Raw genomic sequence first — 15,197 nt, 5'->3', positions numbered from 1 at the left:
CGCCCGCGCCGTCGGCTCCACCCCGCCCGGCCGGCGGATGAAGAGGGGATCGCCCAGCACATCGCGGAGACGCGCCAGACCGTTGGAGGCGGCGGACTGGGTCAGGCCCAGTTGCTGCGCCGCCCGGCTGACGCTGCCGCTGTGAAGCACCGCCTCGAACAGGCGGAGCAGATTGAGGTCGAGACGGTCAAACATCACGTCTGTGAATATACATACTCACCAACATCAATTTCAATAATGTGCGAATCGGACGCATATTGAGGAGGTCGCGGCACTCACGCCGTCCGGAGATTTTCGCCATGTCGACCACCACCGCCGATCTCGGCGCCTTCGTCCTTCGCGTCACCCTGGGCGTCCTCGCCTTTTCCCACGGCTTCATCCTGAAGGTCCTGACCTTCACCCCGGCCGGCACCGCCGGCTATTTCGAATCGATCGGCTATCCGGCCGCCTTCGCCTATCTGGTGATCTTCGCGGAAGTCGCGGGCGGCCTCGCCCTGATCACCGGCATCCTGCCGCGCCTCGCCGCCATCGGCCTGATTCCGGTGCTGATCGGCGCCACCCTGCAGCACGCCGGCAATGGCTGGAGCTTCTCGTCCACGGGCGGCGGCTGGGAATTCCCGGCGGCCTGGACCGTGCTGCTGCTCGCCTCGGCGCTGATCGGTCCGGGCGCCTTCGCCCTCGGCCGGAATCTGCCCGGCAAGCTGGCCTCCCTGTAAGAAGCTGGCGGGCCGTCTCCCGAAAGGATCCTCCCATGTCCCGAATGCCCACGCTGTTCGTCGGCCACGGCTCGCCCATGCTGGCGCTGGACGACGGCCCCACCCATCGCTTCATGATGGGCCTCGGCGCCCTGATCCCCCGTCCGAAGGCGATCCTCGTCGTCTCGGCCCATTGGGAAAGCGAGCGGCCCCGGGTCTCGGCCGTGCCCCGGCCGCGCACCATCCATGACTTCGGCGGTTTCCCCCGTGCCCTGTTCGAGATGCAGTATCCCGCCCCCGGCGCGCCCGAGCTGGCGGCCCGGGTCGCCGAACTGCTGCCGGGCACCGCGATCGACGAGGCGCGCGGCCTCGACCATGGCGCCTGGGTGCCCTTGAAGCTGGCCTATCCGGCGGCGGATGTGCCGGCGACCCAGCTTTCGGTGCAGACGCCGGCAGGGCCCGCCCATGCCTATGCCGTCGGGCAGGCGCTGCGGCCGCTGCGGGACGAGGGGGTGCTGATTCTCGGCTCCGGCTCGCTTACCCATAATCTCCACGAATTCCGCAGCCCGGTGCAGGAACAGCCGCCCAAGACCTGGGTCGTTGCCTTCGCCGACTGGGTGGCGGAGAAGATCGCCGCCCGCGACATCGCCAGCCTGCTCGACTACCGCGAGAAGGCGCCCTTCGGCCCGCAGAACCACCCGACGGAGGAGCATCTGCTGCCCCTGTTCACGGTGCTCGGCGCCCTCGACGAGGGCGAGGCGGCGGTGGCCTGGCACCGGTCCTACACCTACGGCATCCTGGCCATGGATGCCTGGGGCAGTGCGCGGGCGGCATAAGAGCCCCCGGGACGGCGCAAATGCGCCGTCTGCCCCTTCCCTCTCCGGGGCAATCGTCGTAACTCTTTCGGCCATTCCGCCGGGGAGTTGATGTATGGCGCAGGACGATACGGACTTCAGGAACCGGGCAGAGCAATGCCTGTCCTACTGGCTCGACGTCTTCGAGCAATCGGAGGGCTTCGACGAGCTGGAACTGGTCGACGGCGTGCTTCAGGCCGAGACCGAGGACGGCCGCACCTTCGTCCTGAACCGGCACAATCCCTTGCGCCAGGTCTGGCTGTCGTCCCCCGTCTCGGGCGCCCATCACTATGCCTTCGACGGGGAGAGGGACGGCTGGTTCTCGACCCGGGGCGGCGAGGCGATGAAGGCGCGGCTGGTGGCCGATCTCGCCGCCATCGGCATCGAGGTGGGCGAGAATGTCTGACGCCCCCGCCGAGAAGCGCCGCGGCAATCCCATCCCCAAACTGCGCGCGCTGTGGCCGTTCATCCGGCCCTATCGCTTTCGCGTCCTTGTCGCCCTCGTCTCGCTCTTCGTCGCCGCCAGCGCGACCCTGACCATCGGTCAGGCGATCAAGCGCCTGATCGACAATGGCTTCGGCAGCGCCAATGCCGCGGGCGGCCATCTCGACATCTATTTCATCGCCCTGCTCGGCGTCGTCGTCGTGCTGGCTTTCGCCACCTATGGCCGCTTCTACATGGTGTCCTGGCTGGGCGAGCGGGTGATCGCCGACCTTCGCCGCACGCTCTATGGCCATGTCGTCAAGCTGGACGCCACCTTCTTCGAGACGACCAAGACCGGCGAGATCCTGTCGCGGCTGAATTCCGACACGATGGTGATCGAGGCTGTCGTCGGCTCCTCCGCCTCGGTCGCCCTTCGCAACCTCCTGATGTTCCTCGGCGGCTCGGCGCTGCTCGTCGTCACCTCGGTCAAGCTCTCGCTTCTGCTTCTTCTCGTGGTGCCGCTCGTCCTGCTGCCCATCCTGATCTTCGGGCGGCGGGTGCGCGGGTTGTCGCGGGCGAGCCAGGACAAGCTGGCGGATTCCGCCGCCGTCGCCAACGAGACCCTGTCCGCCGTCCATACGGTGCAGGCCTTCGGGCAGGAAGCGGGCGAGGCCGCGCGCTATGGCGGCACGGTCGAAAGCGCCTTCGCCACGGCGCGCCAGCGCATCCGCACCCGCGCCTGGCTCACCGCCCTCGTCATCACCCTCGTGTTCGGGGCGATCGACCTCATCCTGTGGACCGGGGCGAGCGATGTCGCCTCCGGCGCCATGTCGGGCGGCGATCTCGCGGCTTTCGTCTTCTATGCCATTGTCGCCGCCGGGGCCCTGGGCGCCCTGTCGGAAGTCTGGGGCGATCTGCAGCGCGCCGCCGGCGCGACCGAGCGGTTGCTGGAATTGCTGGCCATCGTGCCCGCCATCCGCGCGCCCGAGCATCCGCGCCCCCTGCCCGCCAACCCGACCGGCACCATCGCCTTCGAGGGCGTGACCTTCCATTACCCCTCGCGCCCCGATCTGCCGGCGCTGCAAGACCTCAGCTTCACCGTCCGCCCGGGCGAGAGCGTCGCCCTTGTCGGCCCGTCCGGCGCCGGCAAGACCACGGTGTTCCAGCTCCTCCTCCGCTTCCACGATCCGGAAGCGGGGCGGATCACGGTCGACGGCATCGACATCCGCGAGCTGGACCCGGTTCATTTACGCCGGCTCTTCGCCCTGGTGCCGCAGGAAACCACGATCTTCGCCACCGACGCCGCCGCCAATATCCGCTATGGCCGGCCGGAAGCGAGCGACGTCGAGGTGCTGGCCGCCGCCGAAGGCGCCTCCGCCCGCGGCTTCATCGAACAATTGCCGGGCGGTTTCGCCGCCCAGCTGGGGGAGCGGGGCGTGCGCCTGTCCGGCGGGCAGAAGCAGCGGATCGCCATCGCGCGGGCCATGCTGCGCGATCCCAAGATCCTGCTGCTCGACGAGGCCACGTCGGCCCTCGACGCGGAATCCGAGGTTCAGGTGCAGACCGCCCTCGACCGCCTGATGCAGGGCCGCACCACGCTCGTCATCGCCCATCGTCTGGCGACCGTGATCAACGCCGACCGCATCATCGTCCTCGACGAGGGGCGCATCGCCGAGACCGGCACGCATGCCGAGCTGGTGGCAAGGGGCGGCCTCTATGCCCGCCTGGCCGCCCTGCAGTTCGGCGAGGCGGAGGCGCGCGCCCGCCAGAGCTGACACGCCTTCAACCCGGGGCGAAGACCCCGGGAACCATAACAAGACAGGACCTGAGGAGAGAGAGATGAACAGCTGGGGCAAGCGCCTGATCGTTTCGGGCATCGTCGTCTTCGCCGTCTGCGCCGGGGGCGTCGCCCTGCTGATGCAGCGGGCGGGCCAGTTCCGCGCCATCGAGGCGACGGGCGACGTGCAATGCACCGCGATCGGCGGCATGGTCGGGGCGGAGGATATCGTCGCCGACCTCGCCCGCCAGCAGGCCTTCGTCTCGGTCGACGACCGCCGGGCCGCCATGGCCGGCCATGGGTCACGCGGGCGGATCGCCCTTCTCGACCTCTCGGCCGCCAACCCGGCGCCGGTCGACGTGACGCCGCCGGTGCCCGAGACCTTCCATCCCCATGGCATCAGCCTGTGGATCGACCCCGCGAGCGGCGCCCGCACCCTCTTCGTCGTCAATCATGTCGAAGGCGGGCTGAACGCCATCGGCTTCAGCCGGGTGGAGCTGTTCGACATCGCCGCCGATGGCAAGCTCAGCCACAAGGGCGGGGTGATCGGCGCCGAGATGAATTCGCCCAACGACGTGCTCGCCGTCGGCCCCAATCAATTCTATGCCAGCAACGACCATGGCTCGCGCACGGCGCTCGGCCTCATGGCCGAGAATTACCTCCAGCTGCCGCGCGCCAATGTCGTCTATTTCGACGGCAAGGGTTTCCGCCAGGTCGCCGACGGCATCCGCTTCGCCAATGGCCTCGGCCTCTCGCCCGACGGCAGCCGGCTCTATGTCGCCGAGACGACGGGCTTCGCCGTCCGCACCTATGCCCGCGACAGGGACAGCGGCGCCCTCACCCTTCTGTCCTCGACCCCGGTGCCGAACGGCGCCGACAATATCGACATGGCGCCCGACGGCGCGCTGTGGGTCGCCGGCCACCCCCACCTCCTCGACTTCGTCGCCCACGCCGCCGACCCCGCCAAACTCTCCCCCTCGGAAGTGCTCCGCCTCACGCCCCAGGGCGATGGCCTCACGGTGGAAACCATCCTCACCGACCCCGGCAACCTGATCTCCGGCGCCTCGGTCGCGACTTACGCGGGCCCGAAGCGGTTCCTGGTGGGGTCCGTGTTCGAGGAGAAGGTGCTGGATTGCCGGGGGCGGTAGGGTGCAAGTGTAAGATCAGGAGCAGAAAATGGAAAATGTTTCGCACATCGTATGTCTATTACTCCAGATCAGAGACGACAGTGTCGATTTTCTGCAAAAGAATGTCCGTCAAAATTACGGCGGCGGATCCAATATAGCCTCAAGCGTATCGCTCATGACGCCAATATAAAGAGATATATTTAGTTCTTTTGAACGGCCATTTCTGATTCGTAGAAGCTGTCCAGGAGTTATTTCAAATAACCTTTCCGTATTAAGAAGATTACGCTGCACTTCATTGAAAGAATTTATTGATTCTATAGATTTATGAGCAATTCTATTTCTGATTTTTTCGCAATCAGCAAGGTCTTTACTCTTTGAGTTCATTACCTCACTGATTGGCCATCCATTCTCAATGTAATTTTCAGCCGTTTTCCTTATTTCTTGTGGCTTCGCCCATGACAGGAACTTGTAGCCCGCTCGAGTTATCTTGCGCGCAAGAGTCTCGTCTATTTCTCGAAAATAGGTTTTGGCAACCACTCCTTTAAGAGATCCCCCACCTGTTACATAATGCAAGAATAGTTTTTCTAAATCATTCTCATACGCGGTAAAGGCACGGAGGAAGAGCGCCTCAGCATAGGCGTCAGCCTGTTGATCTTTAGACTCCTCGTCTTTCGGTGCAGGAGCCATCTGGTGAATGATAGACATGAAATCGGTGTTGCGCGCCACGATCGCATCACGATGGGCCTCAAGCTCTGCCCGCTTCACAGCATAAGGGCCTCGAGCACGAATTTAGCACGCTCTCTGCGCGCATCGGTGTCTGTCGTTCGGCGCTGAGCGTAATTGATGAAGCGTGCAAACCTAGCTGGCACGTCTTCCTCGTTTTCTTCGGTGTATCCGTCATAAAGAGCGCTGATCTCATCGAGCTGAAGCCGCCAATGCTGCACAACACGCTCATTGATCTCGGGCATTGGCGCCCCCTCCAAGCCAATCAACGGCCCCTGAGCATGAGCAACGCATGTAAATAGGGTGTAGAACCAATGAGGCCTCGACCAATTTGTCTGCCTTAGATCAAGGGCAGGATATATCGCCCCAATAAATTTCATCGTTCTATTATATAAATCAATTGAATATAATATATTATCAGGAACAGTTTCATAAACCTCGTATTCTTTATAGTATTTTTCAATGTTTTTTATTGTTTGAACACCGCCAACTATTGAAACAAGCAAATCGGAAGCCAATCGAGCTTCCCACATCCGACTCACTTCTTTCTCTGACAAAACTCTCCCCTCAAGCATATAATCGACATACGCGAAGCCGAGTTCGTACGCATTAGTCTTGAACACCCCGAGGTATTTCGCATTCAATTTTTCTTGAGTATTTAATGTTACAGAATAAGTATTGATACGCGCAAATATATCCAACATATCGGCGAGACTTACATTGTAAAGCAAATCAACACCAACCTCGTATTGTAAAATCGTTCCTTGCATTTCCTCGTCTAGTTCACTAAAAAATTTACCTGCTGCGGCTGGATTGTGAGTACCGAGTACTGTAAAAGCGCCTTGAGTGAACTCCAAAATCGTGCGAATCCTTTGCTGACCATCTACAACTGTGCGCAAATTCTTTTTACCGATTAGATCTTGCGTTAATAGAACCTTCGGCATCGGCTTCCCACGCAAGATTGTGTCTATAAGAAAAGATTTGGCAGCACGCGTCCATACGCTGCGCCGCTGAAATTTTGGAGAGAGATCTAGAAGATTGTTAGCGTTCCACTCCATAAAATCCGCAATGCTATAAGACCGCGCGTCAAACTGCTTCATGATACCCTCCAAATTTTGGCGAGCTTAGCATCGAGGTGACGAGAAGTCATGTCGGCGGCTTACCGATTGATGGCATGATGAGGAGCCCTCCCGCCACGCTTTCGCCCAGATTCGGCCCTTCGGCGGCCCTATTGGGGGAGCATCTTCATCAGCGTTGGTCCTCAACGATGGCCCGACCGGATGTCAGGAAGACCCCCAAGCCCCCAGCCCCCTTCCTGATGTTCGGTTGGTCCGGACCGTCGGTTCCGCCGGACGCAAAAGCCCCCCCCTCGCGTCCGGCGGACCACCCGATGCCCCTCCCCTTCCGAAGCTGTCGCGCCGAAACGCGCTTGATCCGCGCCGTGCCGGCACATAGCCTGCGCCGCCGGGGTTTGCCCGCGCCGGGTGCCCGAAAGTTGGATGAGCCGCATGTTGGATGAACCCGCCCCTCGGGATGCCAGGGTTGGCGCTGTCGGGGATGCCGCCGCGCCGATGATCGAGATCGTCGATCTGGTGAAACGCTTCGGGCCCTTCACCGCCGTCGACGGCGTTTCCTTCGCGGTCGGGCGGGGCGAGGTTCTGGGTTTCCTGGGGCCGAATGGCGCCGGCAAGTCGACGACGATGAAGATGGCGGCCGGTTTCCTGTCACCGACGCGCGGCCGGATCGCCATCGCCGGCCATGATGTAGAGACCGATGCCATCGCCGCCAAGCGGGCGCTGGGCTATCTGCCGGAAGGCGCGCCCGCTTACGGCGACATGACGCCCCGGAGTTTCCTCGAATTCCTCGGCCGGGTGCGCGGGCTGGAGCGGGCGGTGCTGGCCCGGCGGCTGGCGCAGGTCGTCGAGGAGATTCAGCTCGCCGCCGTGCTGGACCAGCCGATCGAGACCCTGTCCAAGGGTTTCAAGCGCCGCGTCGGTCTTGCCGGGGCGATCCTGCACGATCCGCCCTGCCTGATCCTCGACGAGCCGACAGACGGCCTCGACCCCAATCAGAAGCATGAGGTGCGCAACCTGATCCGGCGCATGGCGCCCGACAAGGCCATCGTCGTCTCCACCCATATTCTCGAGGAGGTCGAGGCGGTGTGCAGCCGGGCGGTGATCATCGACCGGGGCCGCGTCGTCGCCGACGGCCGGCCGGCCGAACTCGTCGCCCGCTCGCCCTTCCATAATGGCGTGCGCCTGCGCCTGCTCGCCACCGTCGCCGACCTCGGCGCGCGGCTGGCCGATGTGCCGGGGGTTGCCCGGGTGGTGACGCCGGAAGCGGGCACGCCGGGACGCGATTTCCTCGTCGTGCCGGCGGCGGGCGCCAGCATCATCGAAGGGGTGGCGGCGCGCCTGCGCCAGACCGGCATCGCCATCGAGACCATGGCGGTCGAGCACGGCAGGCTGGAAGACGTCTTCCGCGAGCTGACCACCAGCGACGCCGCCCGCACCGGAGCCCGGCCATGAAGTCCGTCTGCACCATCGCAAGGCGCGAGCTGGCCGGCTATTTCGCCACGCCGCTCGCCTATGTCTTCATCATCGTCTATCTGTTCCTGACCGGCATCTTCACCTTCTATGTCGGCAATTTCTTCGAGCGGGGCGAAGCCGATCTGGTGCCCTTCTTCGATTTCCACCCCTGGCTCTATCTGTTCCTGATCCCGGCCATCGCCATGCGCCTCTGGGCCGAGGAGCGGAAGAGCGGCACCATCGAATTGCTGCTGACCCTGCCCGTGCCGCTGTGGGCGGCGATCACCGGCAAGTTCCTCGCCGCCTGGGGCTTCACCGCCATCGCCCTCGCCCTCACCTTCCCCATGTGGATCACGGTGAATTACCTGGGCGAGCCGGATAACGGCGTCATCCTCGCCGGCTATATCGGCTCGCTGCTGATGGCCGGGGCCTATCTCGCCATCGGCTCCTGCCTGTCGGCGGCGACGCGCAATCAGGTGGTGGCCTTCGTGCTGACCGTCGTCGTCTGCTTCCTGTTCACGGTCTCGGGCGCGCCCATGGTGCTCGACGCCTTCTCGGGCTGGGCGCCGCAGGCGATCGTCGATACCGTCGCCTCCTTCAGTTTCCTGACCCATTTCAACGGCATCGTCGCGGGCGTGATCGAAGCGAAGGACATCGTCTTCTTCGCCACGCTGATCGTGGCCGCGCTGGCGGCCAATGCCATCGTCATCGACATGAAGAAGGCGAGCTGAAGAGATGGCCCCCACCCGCGTCCGCATCGCCGGCGGCCTTGCCCTCGTGCTGATCGCCACCCTGTTTCTCGTCGTCAACCTGATCGTCCAGGTCGGCGGCGCCGGGCTTCGCCTCGACCTGACCGAGCGCCAGCTCTATACGCTGTCGCCCGGCACCCGTTCCGTCCTCGACAAGCTGGACGAGCCGGTCACCCTTCGCCTGTTCTATTCGGCGACCCTGTCCAACCAGTTCCCGGCGATCAAGACCTTCGCCGGCCGGGTGACGGAATTGCTCGACGCCTTCCGACGGGCGAGCGACGGCAAGGTCCGGGTCGAGATCATCGACCCCATTTCCTATACGACGACCGAGGACGAGGCGGTGGCCGCCGGCATCCAGGGGAACGACACGCCGTCGGGCGAGAGTTTCTATTTCGGCCTCGTCGGCACCGGCCCCATCGGCGGGCGCGAAGTGATGCCGGTGATCACGCCCGAGCGGGAATCCTTCCTCGAATACGACTTCGCGCGGATGATCGTCTCGCTCACCGCCGAGCGGAAGCCGGTGCTGGGCGTCATCTCCTCGCTGCCGCTCGATGTCGGCTTCGGCGGGCCGATGGCGGCGCTGCGCGGCCAGTCCCATCCCTTCGCGGTCTATTCGCAGCTGTCGGAGCTTTACGACGTCCGCCAGATGGCGCCCGATTTCGTCGAGATCGGCAGCCATGTCGACCTCCTGCTCATCGCCCATCCGCCCCGCCTCGGGCCGCAGCAGCTCTATGCCCTCGACCAGTTCGTGTTGGGCGGCGGCAAGGCCGTGGTCATCCTCGACCCCAATGCCGAGGTCGCGATGCAGGGCGCCCAGCGCGGCGCGCCGCCGCCGCAGACCGCCTCGGACCTCGGGCCGCTGGCCGCCGCCTGGGGCTTCAAGGTCGATACCGAGAAGGTAGTGGGCGACGGCGACCTCGCCACCAAGGTCACGGTCGCGGGCAACCGCCGGCCGATGGACTATCTGGTCTGGATCCGTGCCGGCAAGGCGCAGATGAATACCGCCGACATCGTGACCGGCGACCTGAACCAGGTCATGTTCGCGACCGCGGGCGCCATCGAGAAGCTGGACGGCGCCACGACGACGGTCGAGCCGCTGATCGAGACGACGGCCAATGCCGGCACCTTCAACCCGGTCGCCGTCCGCATGACCGGCAACCCGGAAGACCTGGCGAAACTGTTCAAGCCCGAGGACCGGCGCTTCATCCTCGCCGCCCGCATCACCGGCCCGGCCCGGACCGCCTTCCCCGACGGCCCGCCCAAGGTCGAGGAAAAGGACCAGCCCAATCCGCCGAAGCCCGGCGAGGCCCCGGCCTTCGGCGCGCGCGAGCGGGCGCAGGTGAAGGACGCCAACCTGAACCTGATCGTCATCGCCGATGCCGACGTGCTGGACGATCGCCTGTGGCTGCAGGACGGCGGTCCGGGCGCCGGGCGCCAGCAGCAGGTGCCGATCGCCGACAATGGCAATCTGATCGTGAACGCGGTCGAGAATCTGGCCGGCTCCACCGACCTGATCGCCATCCGCGGCCGGGGCCCGGCCAGCCGGCCCTTCACCGTCGTCACCGACATGAAGAAGGCGGCGGAACAGAAATTCCTGACCCGCAGTCAGGAGCTTCAGGCCAAGCTGCAGGCGACCGAGGCCAAGATCCAGGACCTGCGCGGCGGCGGCGCGGCCAGCGGCGCCATCGTCTCCGCCGAGACCGAGAAGGCGCTGGCCGACGCAAGGGCCGAGGTCGCCTCGACAAGGCGTCAGCTCCGCGACGTGCAGCGCAGCCTCGATGTCGATATCGAGCGGCTGGAAGCGAACCTGCGTTTCATCAACATGGGGCTGGTGCCCCTCGTCGTCGCCCTTGTCGCCCTTGCCCTGTCGCTGACCCGTCAGCGGCGGCGGCGCGCGCGGCGCGGCGTGAACTGAGGCAGAAGCCCATGCGCCGCTCCACCCTCGCCATCCTGCTGGGCCTCACGCTGCTGCTCGCCGCCGTCGGCGCCTGGCTCGTCGCCGACAAACTGGCGCAAACCCGCGCCGATCTGTCCGGCCAATTGATGCTGCCCGGCCTGAAGGCCCGGCTGAACGACGTGAGCGAAATCGACGTCGCCGGCGCCGAAGGCCGCTTCACCCTGAAGCGCGTCGGCGCCAACCATTGGGTCATGGCCGAGAAGGGCGATTATCCGGCCGATTTCGGCAAGGTCCAGCGCCTGCTGCTCGCCCTCGCGGATCTGCGCGCCATCGAGCCGAAGACGGCACGCCCCGACCGTTTCCACTTCATCGATGTCGAGGATATCGGCCCCGGCACCCGCGGCCTGCAGCTGACGGTGAAGGGGCCGGACGGCACCGCCTTCGGCGACATGATCTTCGGCAAGCCGTCGTCGGTCATGGGCGCCGCCAAGGTGCCGCGCTTCTTCGTCCGTCCGGCGGGCCAGAACCAGTCCTGGGAAGCCGAAGCCGACGTACGGCTGGAGCGCGATGCCGCGCAATGGCTGGAGCGCGATCTCGTCGTGATCGCGCCCGACCGTTTCCGCGCGGCGAGCGTCACCATCGACGGCGCCGCCGCCCGCGTCAGCCGGGCCAGGCCCGGAGATGCCTTCACCCTCGACGGGCTGGACGCCGGTAGCGAACAGGTGAAGCCGGCCCGGGTCAACGCGCTTTCCGTCGCCGCTTCCTATCTCGCGCTCGAGGATGTGCAGCCGGCGGACAAGGCCCCGGCGGGCACGCCGCTCGGCCATGTGGTGTTCGAGACCTTCGATGGCATCACCCTCACCCTCGACCTCGTCTCGATCGAGGGTCAGGGCTGGGCGCGCATCGATGCCGCCTTCGACGCCACGATCGCGGGCGAAGGCCGCCTGCTCGCGCCCGTGTCGGACGCCGGTGGCAAGCCGGTGGTCCGCCCGGCGGAAGAAGCGCGGGCCGAGGCCGGCGCCATCGCCGCCCGCACCAAGGGCTGGCTCTACCGCCTCGACGGCACGCGGGTGATCGACCTGACGCCGAAGCGGGGCGATCTTTCGGAAGCCAGACCGGCCGCCGCCCCCGCCCCCGAGACGCCCGTCGAAGCCGCCCCCGTGCCGCCGGCCCAATAAGGGGCCTTGAAGGCGGGAGGCGCCTTCCTATATCGACGAGCGCTTGAGACTCTTCAATCGAGGCAGAAAAAATGACGGCTGAAGCGATCGAAACCCGTGGCTTCGAGACGGAGGTGGCGCGCCTCCTGCACCTGATGGTGCATTCGGTCTATTCCGACAAGGACATCTTCCTGCGCGAGCTGATCTCCAACGCCTCCGACGCCTGCGACAAGTTGCGCTACGAGGCGCTGACCGATGCGTCCCTGACCGCGGACGATCCGGGCTTCCGGGTCGAAATCGCCATCGACCGCGCGGCCCGCACCCTGACCGTGTCCGACAATGGCATCGGCATGTCCCATGACGAGCTGATCGCCAATCTCGGCACCATCGCCCGTTCCGGCACCTCGGCCTTCGTCGAGCAACTCTCGGGCGACGAAAACAAGGACATGAACCTGATCGGCCGCTTCGGCGTCGGCTTCTATTCCGTCTTCATGGTCGCGAGCCGGGTCGAGGTCGTGTCGCGCCGGGCGGGCGAGACCATGGCCCATGCCTGGGAATCGGAAGGCACCGGCACCTATACGCTGCGTTCCGCTGAACGCGCCACCCGCGGCACCACGATCATCCTGCACATGCGGGAAGGCGACGACGAATTCCTCGATCCCTGGCGCCTGAAGCGGATCGTGAAGACCTATTCCGACCATATCGCCCTGCCCGTCATCCTGAAGGCCGGCGCCGACGAGGGCCAGACCGAGGACGAGACGCTGAACGCCGCCTCGGCCCTGTGGACGCGGCCGAAGTCGGACATCACCGCCGAGCAATACACCGAATTCTACCGCCACGTCGGCCATGCGGTGGACGAGCCCTGGGCGACCATCCACTGGAAGGCGGAAGGCACGATCGAATATACCGGCCTTCTGTTCATCCCCGGCAGCCGGCCCTTCGACCTGTTCGATCCCAAGCGCCAGTCGCGGCTGAAGCTCTATGTCCGCCGGGTCTTCATCACCGACGATTGCGAGAGCCTGCTGCCGGGTTACATGCGCTTCGTGCGCGGCATCGTCGATTCCGCCGACCTGCCCCTCAACATCTCGCGCGAGATGCTGCAGGAAAGCGCCCTGACCGCCAAGATCCGCGCCGGCCTGGTGAAGAAGATCCTGTCTGAACTCGAAAAGCGCAGCGCCGACGTCGCCGCCTACCGGAGCTTCTGGGACGCCTTCGGTCCCGTCCTGAAGGAAGGCCTCTACGAGGATTTCGAGCGCCGCGAGCAGATCCTGAAACTCGCCCGCTTCCGCACCACCAAATCGGGCGACGAACTCGTCAGCCTCGCCGATTATGTCGCGCGGATGCGGCCGAACCAGACCGCGATCCATTTCATCACCGGCGACGCCGCCACCATCGCATCCTCGCCCCAGCTCGAGGCCTTCAAGGCGCGGGATGTCGAGGTCCTGCTGCTGTCCGACCCGATCGACGATTTCTGGACCGGCGTCGGCCTCGATTTCGAGGGCAAGCCGTTCCAGTCGGTCACCCGGGGCGACATCGACCTGTCGCTGATCCCAGAAGCGGAAACCCCGGGCGAGAAGGCGGCGGAAGCGCCGGAAGCCGATATCGCCACGCTGATCGGCGCGGCCAAGCTCGCCCTCGGCGATGCGGTGAAGGACGTCCGCGTCTCGAAGCGCCTGACCGACAGCGCGGTCTGCCTCGTCGCCGACGCCAGCGACATGGACATGCACCTCGCCCGGCTGATGCGCGCGGCCAAGGGCACGGGCGCGGCGGCGGATGCCCCCCGCATCCTCGAAATCAACCCGCGCCACCCGCTGGTGAAAGCCCTCGCCACCCGCGCCGCCGCCGCCAGCGCCGATGATCTGTCCGATGCCGCGCATCTGCTGCTCGACCAGGCCCGCATCGTCGAAGGCGAAGGCCCGCAAGACCCCATCGCCTTCGCAAGGCGCCTGTCGGAGATGATGGTTCGCGCGGTCGGGTAAACCCCGCGCCCCCACCTCACCCCCCGCCCTCTCCCCCCTGAAGGGCGGAGAGGGGGCCACCTGCATCTCCCTCGCCGCCCCCTGGGGGGGAGAGGGCCGGGGTGAGGTGGGAAGGCCGGATCTTTCCCGGTTACTCCGCCGCCCTCGCCATGCCCTTGGGCGGCACCCGGCGGAAGTCGGCGAGGAGGCGGGCGCGGGTGGCATCCGCTTCCGTGATCGCCCGCATCTTCACGGGGCCGAAGCCGCGGATGCGCGCGGGCAGCGCCATCAGGGCGATGGCGGTGGCGTGATTGTCCCGCGACAGGTCCCGCGCGATCTCGTCGACAAGGGCCAACGCCTCGTCGCGAAGGCGGCGTTCCGCCCGCCGCTCCACGGTCCGGCCGAAGGGGTCGAGCGCGGTGCCACGCAAGACCTTGAGCCGCCGCAGCAGCCCGAGGAAGGTGAAGATCCACGGCCCGAGGACATGTTTGGCCGGGCGCCCGGTCGCGGGGTCCATCCTTGCCAGCAGCGGCGGGCTGAGATGCAGGCTCGGCCGGGCGCCCGGCTCGAACATCGCGTCCAGTTGCTGGCGAAAGGCGGGATCGGCCTGCAGGCGGGCGACTTCATATTCGTCCTTATAGGCCATCAGGCGGAACAGCCCATCCGCCGCCGCCCGCGCCAGATCCTCGCTGCCGGGCACCACCCGCTGTTCGGTGGCGCGAAGGCGCGCGACGGCATCCTGGTAACGTGCGGCGTAACCCGCGTTCTGGTAAAGGGTGAGCGTCTCGATGCGCCGAGCCACCATCTCGTCCAGACTGGCGGAGCGGCGATGATGCGGCGGGCTGGCCTTGCCTTCGGTCGCCGTCGCCGCCGTCTCGACCGCCGCCGCGTCATGGGCCCAGGCCCGGCCCCAGCGGAAAGCGTTCAGATTGTCACGCGCGGCCGTCCGATTGAGCGCGATCGCCGCTTCGACCGAGGCCGGCGCCACGGGAAGCAGGCCACGCTGGCTGGCGATGCCGAGCAGGAAGATATTGGTCGCCAGCGCATCGCCGGTCAGCGCCGTCGCCAGATGGGTGGCGTCGAGCGCGGTCACCTCGCCGGTGCCGCAGCCCTGGCGGATCAGGTCGACCAGCAGGGGCACGGGCAGGCGCGCTTCGGCGTCATGGGTGAATTCGGCGATGCTGCCGACGTGGCTGTTGACGAGGGCGGACGTATGGTCGAGGCGAAGACGAAGGCGCGCGTCGGCGCCGGCGGCGACCACCGCGTCGGCCGCCAGCACGAGGTCGGCGCCCCGGGCCGGAATACGGGG

At 65.9% G+C, this 15,197-nt stretch carries 14 protein-coding genes; 10 read left to right on the top strand and 4 right to left on the bottom strand.

Annotation, left to right across the window (positions count from 1 at the left end):
• Positions 1 to 195: helix-turn-helix domain-containing protein (locus tag WAZ62_RS01885; RefSeq protein ID WP_422641837.1), on the bottom strand; the 195-nt coding region annotated here is incomplete at its 3' end.
• A 104-nt stretch (positions 196 to 299) separates the two neighbouring features.
• Between WAZ62_RS01885 and WAZ62_RS01880 the strand changes: the two genes are divergently transcribed.
• The 5 genes from WAZ62_RS01880 (at position 300) to WAZ62_RS01860 (ending at position 4,897) form a co-directional block, all read left to right on the top strand.
• Complete coding sequence (locus WAZ62_RS01880; protein WP_422641836.1) at positions 300 to 716, top strand: DoxX family protein; 417 nt, start codon at positions 300 to 302, stop codon at positions 714 to 716.
• 35 nt (positions 717 to 751) lie between these two features.
• Positions 752 to 1,531: a dioxygenase gene (locus WAZ62_RS01875; RefSeq protein ID WP_422641835.1), complete on the top strand. Its 780-nt coding sequence runs from the start codon at positions 752 to 754 to the stop codon at positions 1,529 to 1,531.
• A gap of 94 nt (positions 1,532 to 1,625) precedes the next feature.
• Complete coding sequence (gene cyaY, locus WAZ62_RS01870) at positions 1,626 to 1,955, top strand: iron donor protein CyaY (RefSeq protein ID WP_422641834.1); 330 nt, start codon at positions 1,626 to 1,628, stop codon at positions 1,953 to 1,955.
• Positions 1,948 to 3,747, top strand: coding sequence for an ABC transporter transmembrane domain-containing protein (locus WAZ62_RS01865; protein WP_422641833.1), 1,800 nt, complete (start codon positions 1,948 to 1,950; stop codon positions 3,745 to 3,747). The genes cyaY and WAZ62_RS01865 overlap by 8 nt, the downstream gene beginning before the upstream one ends.
• Positions 3,748 to 3,811: 64 nt before the next feature.
• Complete coding sequence (locus WAZ62_RS01860; protein ID WP_422641832.1) at positions 3,812 to 4,897, top strand: SMP-30/gluconolactonase/LRE family protein; 1,086 nt, start codon at positions 3,812 to 3,814, stop codon at positions 4,895 to 4,897.
• A gap of 114 nt (positions 4,898 to 5,011) precedes the next feature.
• Here the strand turns inward: WAZ62_RS01860 and WAZ62_RS01855 are convergent, their stop codons facing one another.
• The gene (locus tag WAZ62_RS01855) at positions 5,012 to 5,602 is read right to left on the bottom strand and encodes a hypothetical protein (RefSeq protein WP_422641831.1); all 591 of its coding nucleotides are present in this window, start codon (positions 5,600 to 5,602) and stop codon (positions 5,012 to 5,014) included.
• A 35-nt stretch (positions 5,603 to 5,637) separates the two neighbouring features.
• Positions 5,638 to 6,699, bottom strand: coding sequence for a DUF262 domain-containing protein (locus tag WAZ62_RS01850; protein WP_422641830.1), 1,062 nt, complete (start codon positions 6,697 to 6,699; stop codon positions 5,638 to 5,640).
• A 408-nt stretch (positions 6,700 to 7,107) separates the two neighbouring features.
• Here WAZ62_RS01850 and WAZ62_RS01845 point away from each other — a divergent pair, with 408 nt between their 5' ends.
• The 5 genes from WAZ62_RS01845 to htpG all read left to right on the top strand — a co-directional run bounded on the left by WAZ62_RS01845 (position 7,108) and on the right by htpG (position 13,909).
• Positions 7,108 to 8,127, top strand: coding sequence for an ABC transporter ATP-binding protein (locus WAZ62_RS01845; RefSeq protein ID WP_422641829.1), 1,020 nt, complete (start codon positions 7,108 to 7,110; stop codon positions 8,125 to 8,127).
• Complete coding sequence (locus WAZ62_RS01840; protein ID WP_422641828.1) at positions 8,124 to 8,858, top strand: ABC transporter permease subunit; 735 nt, start codon at positions 8,124 to 8,126, stop codon at positions 8,856 to 8,858. Before WAZ62_RS01845 ends, WAZ62_RS01840 begins: the two co-directional genes overlap by 4 nt.
• A 4-nt stretch (positions 8,859 to 8,862) precedes the next feature.
• Positions 8,863 to 10,791 (top strand): Gldg family protein, encoded by a 1,929-nt coding sequence (locus WAZ62_RS01835; protein WP_422641827.1) that lies wholly within the window; start codon positions 8,863 to 8,865, stop codon positions 10,789 to 10,791.
• Positions 10,792 to 10,802: 11 nt separating this feature from the next.
• On the top strand, positions 10,803 to 11,951 hold the full coding sequence (locus WAZ62_RS01830; protein WP_422641826.1) for a DUF4340 domain-containing protein: 1,149 nt from the start codon (positions 10,803 to 10,805) through the stop codon (positions 11,949 to 11,951).
• 71 nt (positions 11,952 to 12,022) lie between these two features.
• Positions 12,023 to 13,909: a molecular chaperone HtpG gene (gene htpG, locus WAZ62_RS01825; protein WP_422641825.1), complete on the top strand. Its 1,887-nt coding sequence runs from the start codon at positions 12,023 to 12,025 to the stop codon at positions 13,907 to 13,909.
• A gap of 130 nt (positions 13,910 to 14,039) precedes the next feature.
• Here the strand turns inward: htpG and WAZ62_RS01820 are convergent.
• Positions 14,040 to 15,197 (bottom strand): DUF6537 domain-containing protein (locus WAZ62_RS01820; RefSeq protein WP_422641824.1); only part of this gene is annotated, 1,158 nt, incomplete at its 5' end.

It is taken from the genome of Zavarzinia sp. (genome assembly GCF_049306435.1).
Classification (GTDB): Bacteria; Pseudomonadota; Alphaproteobacteria; order Zavarziniales; family Zavarziniaceae; genus Zavarzinia.
Note: the sequence above shows the minus strand (reverse complement) of the source record. Positions and strands in the feature narration are given on the sequence as shown.

Coding starts and splice junctions, on each gene's coding strand:
- WAZ62_RS01830 (WP_422641826.1), top strand. CDS start 10,803: ATGCGCCGCTCCACCCTCGCCATCCTGCTGGGCCTCACGCTGCTGCTC.
- WAZ62_RS01845 (WP_422641829.1), top strand. CDS start 7,108: ATGTTGGATGAACCCGCCCCTCGGGATGCCAGGGTTGGCGCTGTCGGG.
- WAZ62_RS01865 (WP_422641833.1), top strand. CDS start 1,948: ATGTCTGACGCCCCCGCCGAGAAGCGCCGCGGCAATCCCATCCCCAAA.
- WAZ62_RS01850 (WP_422641830.1), bottom strand. CDS start 6,699: ATGAAGCAGTTTGACGCGCGGTCTTATAGCATTGCGGATTTTATGGAG.
- htpG (WP_422641825.1), top strand. CDS start 12,023: ATGACGGCTGAAGCGATCGAAACCCGTGGCTTCGAGACGGAGGTGGCG.
- WAZ62_RS01875 (WP_422641835.1), top strand. CDS start 752: ATGTCCCGAATGCCCACGCTGTTCGTCGGCCACGGCTCGCCCATGCTG.
- WAZ62_RS01840 (WP_422641828.1), top strand. CDS start 8,124: ATGAAGTCCGTCTGCACCATCGCAAGGCGCGAGCTGGCCGGCTATTTC.
- WAZ62_RS01880 (WP_422641836.1), top strand. CDS start 300: ATGTCGACCACCACCGCCGATCTCGGCGCCTTCGTCCTTCGCGTCACC.
- cyaY (WP_422641834.1), top strand. CDS start 1,626: ATGGCGCAGGACGATACGGACTTCAGGAACCGGGCAGAGCAATGCCTG.
- WAZ62_RS01860 (WP_422641832.1), top strand. CDS start 3,812: ATGAACAGCTGGGGCAAGCGCCTGATCGTTTCGGGCATCGTCGTCTTC.
- WAZ62_RS01835 (WP_422641827.1), top strand. CDS start 8,863: ATGGCCCCCACCCGCGTCCGCATCGCCGGCGGCCTTGCCCTCGTGCTG.